Below are 14,019 nucleotides of genomic sequence, written 5' to 3'. Positions count from 1 at the left end.
GACCAGCGGCTGTTCATCGGCGGCGAGTGGGTCGAGCCCGACGGCGGCCACTACGAGGTGATCAACCCGGCGACGGAGGGAGTCGTGGGCCTGGCCCCCGAGGCGAGCCGCGAGCAGGTGCACGCGGCGGCGGGGGCGGCCCGCGAGGCCTTCGACTCCTGGTCGCGCACGACGCCCGAGGAGCGGGCCACGGTCCTGGACCGCGCCGCGTCGATCATGCAGCGGGACTTCGCCGCGTACGCGGAACTCGCCCAGGCCGAGAGCGGCGCGACGACCGGCACGGCACGGGGCATGCAGGTCGCGGTGTCGGTGGCGCGCTTCAGGCGGTACGCGAAGGGCGCCCTGGAACCGGTCGAGGCGGCCCTTCCGCCGCAGATCAACGAGGCGGGCCCGATGGGGAAGGCGGGCGTCGTGGGGGCGCTCACCGTCCGCCAGCCGGTGGGCGTCGTCACCTGCATCACCTCGTACAACAACCCGTGGGCCAACCCGGCGGGCAAGGTGGCGCCCGCCCTGGCCATGGGGAACACGGTCGTGGTCAAGCCCGCGCCGCAGGACCCGCTGTCCGTGTACCGGATGGCGGCGGCCCTTGAGGAGGCCGGGGCGCCGCCGGGCGTGGTGAATGTGGTGAGCGGGGCCCGCCCCGAGGTGGGCGAGGCGGCCGTCGACTCCCGGGACGTCGACATGGTGAGCTTCACCGGCTCGACGTCGGTGGGGCAGCGGATCGCCGAGGTGTGCGGCCGCGACATGAAACGCCAGCTGATGGAGCTGGGCGGCAAGGGCGCGGCGCTCGTCCTCGATGACGCGGACCTGGACTCGGCGGTGGCGGGGATCGGGACTACGTACGCCTTCTACAGCGGCCAGATCTGCACGGCCCCGACGAGGGTGATCGCGCACCGCGCCATCTATGACGAACTGATCGAGAAGCTGAAGGGCTACATCGGCTTCATGAAGGTCGGGGACCCGCGGGAGAAGGGGACGATCGTCGGTCCGGTGATCTCGGCGGCGCACCGGGACCGCATCGAGTCGTACGTGGAGCTCGGGCGGAAGGAGGGCGCGCGGGTCGTCGCGGGCGGCGAGCGCCCGGCGGGCCCCGGCCTGGACCGCGGCTTCTACGTCGCCCCGACGCTGCTCGCGGACTGCACGAACGACATGCGGGTGGTCCGGGAGGAGATCTTCGGCCCCGTGGTCGTGGTGGTCCCCTTCGAGGACGAGGAGGAGGGCATCGCTCTCGCCAACGACAGCGACTACGGCCTCCTCGACTACGTCTGGTCGGGCGACGTGGCCCGCGCCTTCCGGGTCGCTCGGCGGCTGCGGGCGGGCGGGGTCGGCGTGAACACGATCGGCCGGAACATGGAGGCGCCGTTCGGAGGGTTCAAGAAGAGCGGGGTGGGCCGGGACGTGGGTTCGTACGCGCTGCACGCGTACAGCGAGCTGCAGTCGATCGTGTGGCCGGGGTGATGTGGCGGGGGTGAAGCGGCCGGGGTGATGTCCGTTATGTGGAACGCGGAAAGACACTCGGGAAAATTTTGAACTAGGGCAAAACGGACAGTGCTGCGGTTCCCGCATACCGGACGGTCTGGCTTTTGCCTGGCAATGAGCAACCGTTTCGGTTGAGGGATCAAGCAATCAATGGCGTCTGCCCTGATTCATCCATCGATTGCAAGCTCCTCGATCCGGATGCCAATCCTCCGTATGTGGAAACCGCAGCCCTTAACGTCCTGTTCATGACCCAGTTGGACGTACGGCCCCAGGCCGGAGACACGGTAAACGGCGCCCCCGACGGGGGCGTACGCGCCAAAGGCCTGGGCGGGAACTCCGTCGGCCTCATGGGCAGCGCCGTCATCGGCATCTCCACCGTCGCCCCCGTCTACTGCCTGACGTCGACCCTCGGCTCCACGGCCGGCGAGGTCGGCCTGGCCATGCCCGCGGTCTTCCTCGCGGGCTTCCTGCCGATGCTCCTGGTGGCCTTCGCCTACCGTGAGCTCAACAAGGCCATGCCGGACTGCGGCACCTCGTTCACCTGGACCGTCAAGGCCTTCGGCCCGCGGATCGGCTGGATGTGCGGCTGGGGCCTGGTCATCGCCACGATCATCGTCCTGTCGAACCTGGCAGGCGTGGCGACCTCGTACTTCTGGCTCCTGGCAGGCGAGATCACGAGCAACGACTCGATAGCGGCCCTGGACGACAACAAGGCCGTCCACATCCTCACCTGCCTCGCCCTGATCGCCGCCGCGACGGCCATCAGCTATCGGGGAATGACGGCTACGAAGGGCGTGCAGTACGCCCTGGTGGGGCTGCAGCTCGTCGTGCTCGCGGTCTTCGTGGTGATGGCGTTCCAGAAGGCGGGCAGTGCGGAATTCCCGCTCTCGCAGGACTTCTCCTGGTCGTGGCTGAACCCGTTCGCGGTGAAGTCGTTCTCCTCCTTCACCGCGGGTCTCTCGCTCGCGATCTTCATCTACTGGGGCTGGGACGCCTGCCTGGCGGCCAACGAGGAGACGACCGGCAGCGACAAGACGCCCGGCCGCGCCGCGCTCATCGCGATGGTCGTGCTCGTCGGCTCCTACCTCGCGACGGCCATCGCCGCGCAGATGGTGGTGGGCGCGGGCACCAAGGGCCTCGGCCTGGCCAACCCCGACACCTCCGACAACGTCTTCGCCGTCCTGGCGGGCCCCGTGATGGGCCCGACCCTCGGCATCCTGCTCTTCGTCGCCGTCCTCGCGTCGGCGGCCGCGAGCCTGCAGACGACGTTCATCCCGGTGGCCCGCACGGTCCTGGCCATGTCCGCGTACGAGGCGCTCCCGCCGTCGTTCGCACGCGTCCACCCGCGCTTCAAGACGCCGGGCCGCGCGACGGTCACGGCGGGCGTCGCGACCGCCGTCTTCTACACGGTCATGACACTGGTCTCCGAGCACGTCCTGGTCGACACGATCTACGCACTCGGCCTCATGATCTGCTTCTACTACGCGCTGACGGCCTTCGCCTGCGCCTGGTACTTCCGCCGCGAGCTGTTCACGTCCACCCGGGACTTCGTCTTCAAGGGCCTGCTCCCGATCCTCGGCGGCATCCTCCTGACGGGCGTCTTCACCAAGACCCTGATCGACATGTGGAACCCCGCCTACGGCAGCGGCTCCTCCGTCTTCGGCGTCGGCTCGGTCTTCGTGATCGGCGTGGGCCTGCTGCTGCTCGGCGTGGTGATCATGCTGGTGATGGGCCGCAAGAGCCCGGCGTTCTTCCGGGGCGAGGTCCTGAAGCGGGACACGCCCGCGCTGGTCGTCGCGGACTGAACTCTGGCCCCGCCTGACCGCCGGTGGGGGCTGGCCGCGCAGTTCCCCGCGCCCCTGAAAGGCGCGCTGCGTGCGCCTTCATGAGGCGCGGCGAAGCCGCTGCCTCAGGGGCGCGGGGAACTGCGCGAGCAACCACGACGCACCCGCGGTCGACGGCGCACCCGAACCGAAGGGGTAGGGGAAGCCGTCGTCCCGTACTAGTTCCGGCCCAGGAACACCGGGTTCGTGAACGCCGCCAGGGGGCCGGGCAGGCCCGGTGTCACCGGTGCGTGGCGGACCTCGGCCCGTACGTATGCCGCGTACGAAGGCGTCGTCCGCCATTCCGCCGTGCCGGTTCCGGATGCGGGGAGCGCGGGGCTGGTGAAGAGGACGCCCTGGTCCGTCACGAAGCGGATCGTGCAGTCGGGGGCGCCCGTGACGTCCAGGCGGACCGTCACCGGGGCGTCCTGCTCGACGTAGAGGCGCTCGCCGATGCCTGCTTGTTTGCCCTTGCCGCCGGTGGCCGTGAACTTGAGCGTGACGTTCTTGTTCTCGGCGACGTAGCTGTGGCCCGCGCGGATGCCTGCCTGGATGGCCTCGCGGGTGAGGTCGTCCGCGAGGACCACCGTCTGCGGGCTGCCGATGGGGTCGGGGTCGCGGTGGGCGTCGCTGTTGCCCATGGCGGGGATCCACGGCTTCCTGCCCCGGACGGCCGCGACGAGCGTGCCGTCCCAGTCGGCAAGGGACACCTCGTCGTCCGGGGTGTACGCGCCGTTCCACACCTCCACCGCGTCCGCTTCCCCGAAGCCGAACTTCCAGTTGCAGCCGATGCAGGTGGCGTGCGGGTGGGCGGGGACGACGATGCCGCCCGCGTCGCGGATCTCGCGGGCGTACTTGCCGAAGCGGTTGTCGCGGGCGCGGTACCGCCAGTCGATGAACGTGCCGGGGTCCGTGCCGAGGGCGACCACGTGGCCGTTGCGGGTGGTGACCTCCTCGCCCAGCATGATGAGGAGATCGTCGCCCGCCTGGTCGGCCCAATGGGCGTGCGCGGAGTGCGTGTTGTGCTCGGATGAGTTGATGAAGTCGAGGCCCGCCGCGCGCGCGAGCGCCGCGATCTCGGCGGGGGTGCGCCTGCCGTCCGAGTACCAGGAGTGCAGGTGGCAGTCGCCGCGGTACCAGGCGCGGCCACGCCCCTTCGCCCGATCCGGCGGGTAGACGGGCCTTGGCGTCTTGCCGGGCGCCCCGTACTTGAGGGTGATCGTGACCTCGTAGGGCAGGCCCTGTGGTGCGACCGTGTACGGGCCGAGCGCGATGTTCCACGTGCCCGCCTTGACCGGGCCCGGGATGTAGCCGGGGGTCGCGTCGTCGGCGCGGATGAAGAACTCCGTGCGCGCGCCGCCGGACCAGCCCCGGAATCCCTTGCCGCCGAGGGCGGTGCCGCGCTGGTCGAAGATGCCGATGTCGAGCGCGTTGCCCTGGGTGCCCGCCGGGACCGTCACCTTCTCGTAGGTGTACGCGACGTGGATCTCCCGTACCCCGTCCGGGACTTCGACCGGCAGGTACACGAAGTCGGGCGACCCGGTGGGCAGCGTCCCGCGCACCACCTTGGTCTCGTCGCCACTCTTGGAGTCACGCTCTGCGGCGCTCGCGAAGCTCACGCTGTTCAACGTAAGCGCGGCGGCGGCTCCCGTCACGAGCAGACCGCGCCGGTTCAGGGGTGTGTTGGCGGATCTGGCCCGGTGGTGTTCGTCCTCGCACATGTGTCGGCTCCCCAGGGTGTCGGAAGGGACTGCAGGGCAACCCTGGTATTGAGCCGTGAACTCTCCGGCAAGGGAAGGCAATTGACAGACTTACGCGGGGTGTCGCTCAGTCGCCGCGGCGGGCCTTGCGCACGCGGTTGCGGGCGATCGAGACGATGACGATGACCGCGATGACGACGACGATGATCCCGAGGATCAGCCCGATGGACCCGCCCTTGGACTTCTTCTTTTTCTTCTTCTTGGGCTTGGCCTGTGCCTCGTCCGCTGCCTTGGTGTCCGTCCTGGCGGCCGCGGCTCCGGTCATGTGCGTCGTCGAAGCGGTTCCTGTCGACGGTGATGAAACCGCCGCGGTCCGCGGGGAGGCCGCGTACGCGCCCGCGGAAGCAGTTCCCCCCAGCAGTGCGCCGAGCAGCAGCAGTACGGTCGCGAAGCGAAGTCGCATGATGGAATGCCCCGATTCCTTCGATTCCGGCGGATCCTAGGGCACGCGGAGCCCCGCGCCTAGGCGCTGGCGCCCGCCGCACGAAGCACGGCGGCCGTCTCCTCGTGCGACCCCTGCGTCGCCCAGGACAGCGGGGAGTTGCCGGTGCCGTGGTCCTCGCGGAGGTTGGGGTCCGCGCCGTGGGCGAGGAGTTCGCGCACCGCTTCGGTGTGGCCCCAGCACGCGGCCCCGCACAGGGGCGTGCCCTGGTCGCCGTGGCCGCTCTCCACGTCGGGGTCGGCGCCCGCCTCCAGGATGGCCCTGACGATGGCCGCCGTGCCGTGGACGGACGCGCCGTACAGCGGGGTGGTGCCGTCGGGGTCGGGGGTGTGCGGGTCCGCGCCCGCGCGCAGCAGTGCCTTCACCTCGGTGGTGCGGCCCAGCTCCGCCGCCAGGACCAGCTTCTGCGTCTGCTTCTTGCGGCGTCGTCTGCTCATGAGGGGCAGGGTAGTTCGGCGGGCGCGTGAGGCGGTCGGATTTATTGCTCCCCCGTGCGGCGGAGGGGAACGGGCTCTGATCGGCCCGTACGCCGATGTGGGAGGCACGGGCCCGCGGCCAGCATGGCTCGCATGATGAAGACGATCGCGCTGCCCGACGTGCCCCGGTGGGCCGTACTCGCCGCCCACGCCGTCCCCCTGGCCACCCTCCCCTCCGCGCTGTGGCGCGTCGCCCTCGTGGCCGGGCTCCCGGTGGCCGACGAGCCCGTGAGGGGCTGGGGGATGGTGCTCTACGTCCTGGGGCTCAGCGTCGTGTCCGAGGGCCTCGCACTGCTGACGCTCGGCCTGGTGCGGGGGTGGGGCGAGGTCGTGCCGGGCTGGGTCCCGCTGCTCGGCGGGCGCAGGGTGCGGCCGCTCGCCGCGGTGGTTCCGGCCCTGCTCGGAGCGGCCGGTCTCTTCGGGATCATGGGTTGGTTCATCTACGCCCAGTACGCGGGCCTCGGTGCGGGCGTAACGGACAGCGCGGTCAAGGAGGCGGTCCTCGTGGCCTGCTACGCACCGCTCCTCCTGTGGGCCCCGCTCCTCGTCGCGGTGACGCTCGCCTACTACCGGCGGCGGACGGGACACACGGGCACGGCATGGACTCCTGCGCCGCTGACGGCTAGTAAGTGAGCCCCGATCCGCGACCCGGAGGCCGTTCCATGCGAGTTGCCGCCACCCTCTACCTCACCGACGAGACCATCACCCCGATCCGCCTGGCCAAGGAGCTTGAGCAGCGAGGCTTCGCGGCGCTCTACCTCCCCGAGCACTCCCACATCCCCGTCTCCCGCGAGACCCCCTACCCCGGCGGTGAACTCCCGCCCGAGTGCGCCCGCATGCTGGGCCCCTTCGTCGCCCTCGCCCAGGCCGCCGCCGTCACGGCCACGCTGGGGCTCGGCACGAACATCACGCTCGTCGGGCAGCACGACCCCATCGACCTCGCCAAGCAGATCGCGACCCTCGACCACCTCTCCGGTGGCCGGTTCACGCTCGGCATCGGCTACGGCTGGAACAAGGAGGAGGCCGCCGACCACGGCGTCGACTGGCGCACGCGGCGCGCGCTCGTGCGGGACCGGATGGCGGTCATGCGGGCGCTGTGGGCCGAGCATCCGACCGCGTACGAGGGCGAGTTCGGGAGTGTGCGGGCCAGCGAGGTCCACCCGAAGCCGGTGCGTGCGCCCCGCCCTCGTAAGGAAGGCCTTCTGTACGGTCCCCGCACCCTCATCGGCGGAGCCGCGGGGCCCAAGCTGTTCGCGCACATCGCGGAGTACGCCGACGGCTGGCTGCCCATCGGCGGCGGCGGGCTGCGCGATACGCTCCCCGCGCTCCGCACCGCCTGGTCCGACGCGGGCCGCGACCCTGCCGGCCTGTACGTGGCGCTCTCCGCCGTCGAGCCGACCGACGGGAAGCTCGCCCACTACGAAGAACTCGGCGTGGACGAGGTCGTCGTGCAGCTCCCGGCGCGCGGGGAGGCGGAGGTGCTCCGGGTGCTCGACGGGTTCGAGCGATACGTGCACCTCACACCTGCCGCCGGTGAGCAGGACCGAAGCAGCACTGACCTGTAGCTGTTTCTGCGCGCTGTCGCTCGTATGCTCGGACGCATGACCAACAGCGCGCCGCAGGATCCAGGCCCTCAGGAGTCGGCCCCCGCGCCGGCACGACCCACCGCCAACGCCATGCGCCGCGCCCTCAAACGCGCCAGGGACGGCGTCGCGCTCGACACCGCCGAAGCCGCCGTGCTGCTCCAGGCGCGCGGCGACGACCTGAAGGACCTCGCCGCGTCCGCCGCGCGGGTGCGTGATGCGGGGCTCGCGGCGGCGGGGCGGCCCGGCGTCATCACGTACTCGAAGAGCGTCTTCATCCCGCTCACCCGCCTGTGCCGGGACAAATGCCACTACTGCACGTTCGCGACCGTTCCCGGCAAGCTGCGGCGTGCGGGCCACGGGATGTTCATGTCTCCGGACGAGGTCCTGGACATCGCGCGGCGCGGGGCCGAACTCGGCTGCAAGGAAGCCCTGATCACACTCGGGGACAAGCCCGAGGACCGCTGGCCCGAGGCGCGGGAGTGGCTGGAGGCCGAGGGGTACGACGACACGATCGCGTACGTCCGCGCCATCTCGATCCGCATCCTGGAGGAGACGGGTCTGCTGCCGCACCTCAACCCCGGCGTCATGACCTGGACGGACTTCCAGCGGCTCAAGCCGGTCGCGCCGTCGATGGGCATGATGCTGGAGACCACCGCCGAGCGGCTGTGGAGCGAGCCTGGCATGCCGCACTACGGCTCTCCCGACAAGGAACCGGCTGTCCGGTTGCGGGTGTTGGAGGACGCGGGCCGGTCGTCCGTGCCCTTCACCAGCGGGCTGCTCATCGGGATCGGGGAGACGTACGAGGAGCGCGCGGATTCGCTGTTCGCGCTGCGGCGCGTGTCGCGTTCGTACCACGGCGTCCAGGAACTGATCATCCAGAACTTCCGCGCCAAGCCGGACACGGCGATGCGCGGCATGCCGGACGCCGAGATGGACGACCTGGTCGCGACGGTCGCCGTGGCCCGGCACATCATGGGTCCTGCGGGCTGCATCCAGGCCCCGCCGAATCTGGTCGACGGGGAGTACGCACGTCTGATCGGCGCGGGTATCGACGACTGGGGCGGCGTCTCCCCGGTCACGATCGACCATGTGAACCCCGAGAAGCCCTGGCCGCAGCTGGACGAGCTCGCCGAGCAGTCGGCGGCGGCGGGCTTCCGCCTGGAGGAACGGCTGTGTGTCTACCCGGAGTTCGTGCAGCGGGGTGAGCCGTGGCTCGACCCGCGGCTCCTTCCGCACGTGCGGGCGCTCGCCGACCCGGAGACGGGCCTGGCCCGTCCGGACGCGGTCGTGGAGGGCCACCCCTGGCAGGAGCCCGACGAGGGATACGTCGCTTCGTCCTCCGGCCGCACGGACCTGCACCGCACGATCGACACGACGGGACGCACGTCCGACCGGCGTGACGACTTCGACGAGGTGTACGGCGACTGGGAGGCCCTGCGCGAGCAGGCGGCGCCCGGCATGGTCCCCTCACGCATCGACGGCGACGTACGGACGGCGCTCAAGACGGCCGCCGACGACCCGACGCGCCTGACGGATGCCGAAGCCCTGGCCCTGCTGCACGCGGACGGGCCCGCGCTCGACGCGCTGTGCGGTATCGCGGACGACCTGCGCAAGTCCGTGGTCGGCGACGACGTCACGTACATCGTCACGCGCAACATCAACTTCACGAACGTCTGCTACACCGGCTGCCGCTTCTGCGCCTTCGCCCAGCGCCGCACGGACGCGGACGCGTACACGCTCTCCCTGGACCAGGTCGCGGACCGGGCCGCGCAGGCCTGGGAGGTCGGCGCGACCGAGGTGTGCATGCAGGGCGGCATCCACCCGGACCTGCCGGGCACCGCCTACTTCGACATCGCGCGGGCCGTGAAGGAGCGCGTGCCCGGCATGCACGTGCACGCCTTCTCGCCGATGGAGGTCGTCAACGGCGCGACGCGGACGGGACTTTCGATAAGGGACTGGCTCAGCGCCGCGAAGGACGCGGGCCTCGACTCGATCCCCGGCACGGCGGCGGAGATCCTCGACGACGAGGTGCGCTGGGTCCTGACCAAGGGCAAGCTGCCGACGGCGACGTGGATCGAGGTGGTCAAGACGGCCCACGAGCTGGGCATCCGCTCCTCGTCCACGATGATGTACGGGCACGTGGACCAGCCGAGGCACTGGCTCGGGCACTTCCGCACGCTGGCCGCGATCCAGCAGGAGGCGCTGTCCAAGGGGGTGGCGGGCTTCACGGAGTTCGTCACGCTCCCCTTCATCCACACGAACGCGCCGGTGTACCTGGCGGGCATCGCACGTCCAGGGCCGACCACCCGCGACAACCGCGCGGTGATGGCGATGGCGCGGCTGCTGCTCCACCCGCACATCCCGAACATCCAGACCAGCTGGGTGAAGCTGGGCACGGAGGGGGCGGCGGAGATGCTGCGCTCGGGCGCGAACGACCTGGGCGGCACGCTGATGGAGGAGACCATCTCCCGGATGGCGGGCTCCAGTTACGGCTCGTACCGCTCCGTCAAGGACCTGATCGCCATCGCGGAGGAGGCGGGGCGGCCCGCGAAGCCGCGGACGACGCTGTACGGAGAGGTGCCGCAGGAGCGCCAGGAGGCGGCCGCCGCTTCGGACGGCCACCTCCCGGAGTTGCTGCCGGTCCTCGACTAGAGGCTCTCGGGGGCCTGGAGCCTCTGGCGGAGGAGGGGTCAGCCGGTGATCCCGGCGCCGAAGCGGGCTCCTGCCTCCGGGGTGCCGAGCGATGACGGGCTGAACGACGTGATGCCGGTCGTCGTCAGGCCCGTCTTGGCGCCACGGAACAGCCAGGCGGCGCCGGAGTCCTTGGTCGTGCCGTCTTCCTGGGGCACGCCCACGGTCAGGTCGGCGAGGCCGTCCTTGTTCACGTCGGTGAGCTGGACCTCCTCGCCGAAGTAGTCGCCCTTCTCCGAGACGCCGGGGACGGCCGCCGTGTCCTGGTTGAAGGCCTGGGCACCGGTGCCGGTCAGGCCGTTCGCGCCGCCCTTGAGCAGGACGACCGCACCGGTGTCCGCGACGTTGCCGAGGTTCTCGCCGGGCACGCCCACCGCGATGTCGGCGTAGCCGTCGCCGGTGACGTCGCCCGCGGAAAGGGAGTAGCCGAACTGGTCGCCGTACTCGGGGCCGTTGATCTCCGCCGCCTCACCGGCGCCGGGGACGCCCGCGGTGTCCTGGTCGATCTTCGCGGTGCGGGTGGAGAAGCCGGACTTGGAGCCGTAGATGACCCGGATCGCGCCCGCGTCGTACACCTGGGTCTCGGAGACCTCGTCGACCTCGTGGGCCACCAGGTCGCCGTACCCGTCCTTGTCCACGTCGGCGATGACGCCGTTCGTCGTGAACTTCTTGGTCGGCGTCGACGTCTTGGAGAGGCCGTCCTTGGTGCCCTTCCACAGGCGCGAGGAGTGCTGCATCTCCTCCATGGCGTGGCCGGTGACGAGGTCGTCGGCGCCGTCACCGGTCACGTCGCCCACCATGAGGTCCTGGGGGCCGTCGTCGCTGTTCTCGACGGACGAGGTGGAGGCGGGCTTCCCGTCGCGGGTGAACGGGCCGTAGCGCACCTCCATCTTGTCCTGAGCGTTGGTGACGAGGTCGGTCTTGCCGTCGCCGTTGAAGTCGCCGGCCTTCAGCTGATCCGTGTAATCGCCCTGCAGCGGGCCGCCCTTGGTCAGGCCGTCCGCGGAACCCCAGATCACGGCGTCGACCTTGCCGTTGTGCACGACGAGGTCGGTGTATCCGTCGCCGTCGAGGTCACCCGCGGTGGACGTACCGAAGCCGCCGTTGTCCTCGGGGTCAGCGGGTACGCCGGGGGTGGTGCGGTCGATCTGCTTGGCGTGCGCGGTGTCGGCGCCGGACGCCGAGCCGTACACGATCGAGACGTAGCCGGCGCCGGCCACGCCGCCGACGGCGCCGCGGGGCGCGGAGACGGCGAGGTCGGCGTATCCGTCATGGTTGAAGTCGGTCACGGGCTTGCTCGCCGAGGCGGCGGGTGCCGCGGTGGCGGAACCTGCCGTGGCCACGACGGCGAGCGGGGTCGCGAGCGTGGCCACCGCAACGGCGGTTATGAGTGAGCGACGCACTTGTCCTCCTGTGGGGAAACTTCTGTGACACAAGAGGAGACGGGCGCCTGAGGCAAGCGGTTGTACACCACAGGTTCATCGTTACGACGCCCGGACATTTCCGTTACGGGTCCTGCCGTTTCCCTCGGGCAACTCCACGCCCGATCAAGGCAGTTCCAGCCCCCGCTCGGCCCGCCCTGATCAGCGAGAGAGCTTCCCTCCGAAGAGGGCGCCCTCCTGCGCCGTGCCGAGCGATGACGGGCTGAACGACGTGATGTTGGTGGTGGTCAGCCCGTTCTGCGAGCCGCGCAGGAGCCAGGCGGCGCCCGAGTCCTTGACGGTGCCGTCCTCGGTGGGAGCGCCCACGGTCAGGTCGGCGCGGTTGTTGTTGTTCACGTCCGAGAGCAGGACCGCGGAGCCGAAGGCGTCGTCGCCCTCCGAGACGCCGGGGACGTCGGCGGTGGACTGGTTGAAGGCCTGGGCGCCGGTGCCGGTCAGGCCGCCCGCGCCGCCCCTGAGGAGGACGACGGCGCCCGTGTTCCCGGCGGAGCCGACGTCTTCGCCGGGCACGCCGACCGCGATGTCCGGGTAGCCGTCGCCGGTGACGTCACCCGCGGAGATCGAGTAGCCGAACTGGTCGCCCTTGTCGCCCAGATCCTCGTCGCCCTGCTCGCCCACGCCGGGAACGCCCGCGGTGTCCTGGTTGATCAGCTTCGTACGATCGGAGAGCCCGGAGGCGGCCCCGTAGACGACACGGACGGCACCCGCGTCGAGGGTCTGCATCTCGGAGACTTCATCGACTTCGCGGGCCACCAGGTCGCCGTACCCGTCCTTGTCGACGTCGGCGATGACGCCGTCGACGGTGAACTTGCCGGTGGGGGTCGTCGCGCCGGTGAAGCCGTCCTTGCCGCCCTTCCACAGGCGCGAGGAGTACTGCATCTCCTCGAAGGAGTGGCTGGTGACGAGGTCGTCGGCGCCGTCGCCGGTCATGTCGCCGACGATGATGTCGGCGGGGGCGTCATCGCCGATGTCGAGGTTCTTGGCGGACGCGGGCTTCCCGTCGCGGGTGAACGGCCCGAAGCGGGTCTCGAGCCCGGACTGCGAGAGGGCGACGAGGTCGCCCTTGCCGTCCCCGTTGAAGTCCCCGGCCTTGAGGTCCCACACGGACTCGCCGGGCAGCTGCGAGATGCCGGTGAGGCCGTGCTCGGAACCCCAGAGCACGACGTCGTAGGGCTCGTCGTTCACGACGAGGTCCGTGTAGCCGTCACCGTCGAGGTCACCGGTGGTCGTACGAAGGCCGAAGCCGGCGCCCTGCTCAGGGGTGCCCGGCAGGCCCGGCGTCGCACGGCTGATCTGCTCGGCGTGCGCGGTGTCGGCGCCCGCGGCCGACCCGTACACGATCGATATGTACCCCGCACCGGTCTTGCCGTCGACGGTGCCGCGACCGGCGGACACAGCGAGGTCGGCGTACCCGTCATGGTTGAAGTCGACCACCGGGGTGCGGTGCGGGACGGGCGCGGCGGCTGCGGAGCCGCCGGTGGCCACGATGGCGAACGGCGTCGCGAGCGCGGTGACGGCGACGGCGGCTATGAGGGAACGGCGCACTGGTCCTCCTGGGGGGAACTGCTGTGACGTAGGGGAGACCAGTGCCTGGGGCGGATGGTTGTAAACGCTGGGTTCACCTTCACGGCGCGTGGCGTTTCCCGCGTACCGTTTCCCGCCGGGATGGTGCGTCAGCCCATGGGGAGCCGGTCCACAAGCAGCTCCACCCTCGGCTCGATGTACTCCGGCGGCAGCCGTCCCGCCCGGGTCAGGGTCGCCAGGCCGTGCAGGGAAGCCCAGAACGTCTCGGTGAACAGCCCCGGGTCGACGCCGTCCCCGGCGACCTCGCCCAGGCTCTCAAGCAGCGCGGCGAAGGCGTCCTTGAGAGGTTCCGGGGTGTCCTCCTGTGCGTACGGGAGACCGCCGTCGAGCTGGAACAAGGCGTCGTAGACCGCCGGGTTGCGGGTGGCGAAGTCGAGGTAGGCGTGGGCGAGGGCGGCGACGCGCTCGCGCGGGCTGTTCGCGCGGGAGGTCGCGGCCCGCACCGCCACGGCCATCTCCGTGGCGCCTTCGAGGGCGACGGCGCCGATGATCTCGCGTTTGCCGCGGAAGTGGCTGTAGAGGACGGGCTGGCTGTATTCGATGCGCTCGGCGAGCCGGCGGGTGGTGACCGCGTCCCAGCCCTGCTGCTCGGCGAGTTCGCGGGCCGTCGCCACGATGAGGCGCTCGCGCTCCGCCCGTTCGCGCTGCTTGCGTTCCTGTACCGACATGACTAGATCCTAGCATCGCTAGACAACCGAGCGGCAGTAGTACTAGCGTTGCCTCATCACCTAGCGGC

General features: G+C 70.7%; 11 protein-coding genes. 5 read left to right on the top strand and 6 right to left on the bottom strand.

Features of this window, described 5'->3' with window-relative positions:
• The first annotated feature begins 9 nt into the window (after positions 1–9).
• Positions 10–1,458, top strand: coding sequence for an aldehyde dehydrogenase family protein (locus tag ABD378_RS16355; RefSeq protein ID WP_344521658.1), 1,449 nt, complete (start codon positions 10–12; stop codon positions 1,456–1,458).
• Between the two features lie 266 nt (positions 1,459–1,724).
• Positions 1,725–3,284, top strand: coding sequence for an APC family permease (locus ABD378_RS16350; protein WP_344521635.1), 1,560 nt, complete (start codon positions 1,725–1,727; stop codon positions 3,282–3,284).
• A gap of 197 nt (positions 3,285–3,481) precedes the next feature.
• Here ABD378_RS16350 and ABD378_RS16345 read toward each other — a convergent pair whose 3' ends face one another.
• The 3 genes from ABD378_RS16345 to ABD378_RS16335 all read right to left on the bottom strand — a co-directional run bounded on the left by ABD378_RS16345 (position 3,482) and on the right by ABD378_RS16335 (position 5,941).
• Positions 3,482–5,023 carry a CehA/McbA family metallohydrolase gene (locus ABD378_RS16345; RefSeq protein ID WP_344521634.1) on the bottom strand — a complete coding sequence of 514 codons (1,542 nt, stop codon included), beginning with the start codon at positions 5,021–5,023 and terminating at the stop codon, positions 3,482–3,484.
• A 106-nt stretch (positions 5,024–5,129) separates the two neighbouring features.
• Positions 5,130–5,465 (bottom strand): hypothetical protein, encoded by a 336-nt coding sequence (locus ABD378_RS16340; protein WP_344521633.1) that lies wholly within the window; start codon positions 5,463–5,465, stop codon positions 5,130–5,132.
• Positions 5,466–5,524: 59 nt separating this feature from the next.
• Positions 5,525–5,941 carry an ankyrin repeat domain-containing protein gene (locus tag ABD378_RS16335; protein WP_344521632.1) on the bottom strand — a complete coding sequence of 139 codons (417 nt, stop codon included), beginning with the start codon at positions 5,939–5,941 and terminating at the stop codon, positions 5,525–5,527.
• 132 nt (positions 5,942–6,073) lie between these two features.
• Here ABD378_RS16335 and ABD378_RS16330 point away from each other — a divergent pair, with 132 nt between their 5' ends.
• Genes ABD378_RS16330 through ABD378_RS16320 form a run of 3 tightly spaced genes read left to right on the top strand, consistent with a single transcriptional unit; the run spans position 6,074 to position 10,218 of the window.
• Positions 6,074–6,613 carry a hypothetical protein gene (locus ABD378_RS16330; protein WP_344521631.1) on the top strand — a complete coding sequence of 180 codons (540 nt, stop codon included), beginning with the start codon at positions 6,074–6,076 and terminating at the stop codon, positions 6,611–6,613.
• 29 nt (positions 6,614–6,642) lie between these two features.
• Positions 6,643–7,545: a TIGR03619 family F420-dependent LLM class oxidoreductase gene (locus ABD378_RS16325; protein ID WP_344521630.1), complete on the top strand. Its 903-nt coding sequence runs from the start codon at positions 6,643–6,645 to the stop codon at positions 7,543–7,545.
• Positions 7,546–7,581: 36 nt separating this feature from the next.
• A complete protein-coding gene (locus tag ABD378_RS16320; protein ID WP_344521629.1) occupies positions 7,582–10,218 on the top strand; it encodes a bifunctional FO biosynthesis protein CofGH in 2,637 nt (878 codons plus the stop codon).
• A gap of 38 nt (positions 10,219–10,256) precedes the next feature.
• On the opposite strand, the gene ABD378_RS16315 is transcribed toward ABD378_RS16320, so the two are convergent.
• The 3 genes from ABD378_RS16315 to ABD378_RS16305 form a co-directional block, all read right to left on the bottom strand.
• A complete protein-coding gene (locus ABD378_RS16315) occupies positions 10,257–11,660 on the bottom strand; it encodes a VCBS repeat-containing protein (RefSeq protein WP_344521628.1) in 1,404 nt (467 codons plus the stop codon).
• A 180-nt stretch (positions 11,661–11,840) separates the two neighbouring features.
• A complete protein-coding gene (locus tag ABD378_RS16310; RefSeq protein ID WP_344521627.1) occupies positions 11,841–13,244 on the bottom strand; it encodes an FG-GAP-like repeat-containing protein in 1,404 nt (467 codons plus the stop codon).
• A 128-nt stretch (positions 13,245–13,372) separates the two neighbouring features.
• The gene (locus ABD378_RS16305) at positions 13,373–13,951 is read right to left on the bottom strand and encodes a TetR/AcrR family transcriptional regulator (RefSeq protein WP_344521626.1); all 579 of its coding nucleotides are present in this window, start codon (positions 13,949–13,951) and stop codon (positions 13,373–13,375) included.
• Positions 13,952–14,019: the final 68 nt, after the last annotated feature.

This window comes from Streptomyces rectiviolaceus (assembly GCF_039533825.1).
Lineage (GTDB): Bacteria > Actinomycetota > Actinomycetes > Streptomycetales > Streptomycetaceae > Streptomyces > Streptomyces rectiviolaceus.
This window is presented reverse-complemented; position numbering and strand designations above follow the sequence as displayed.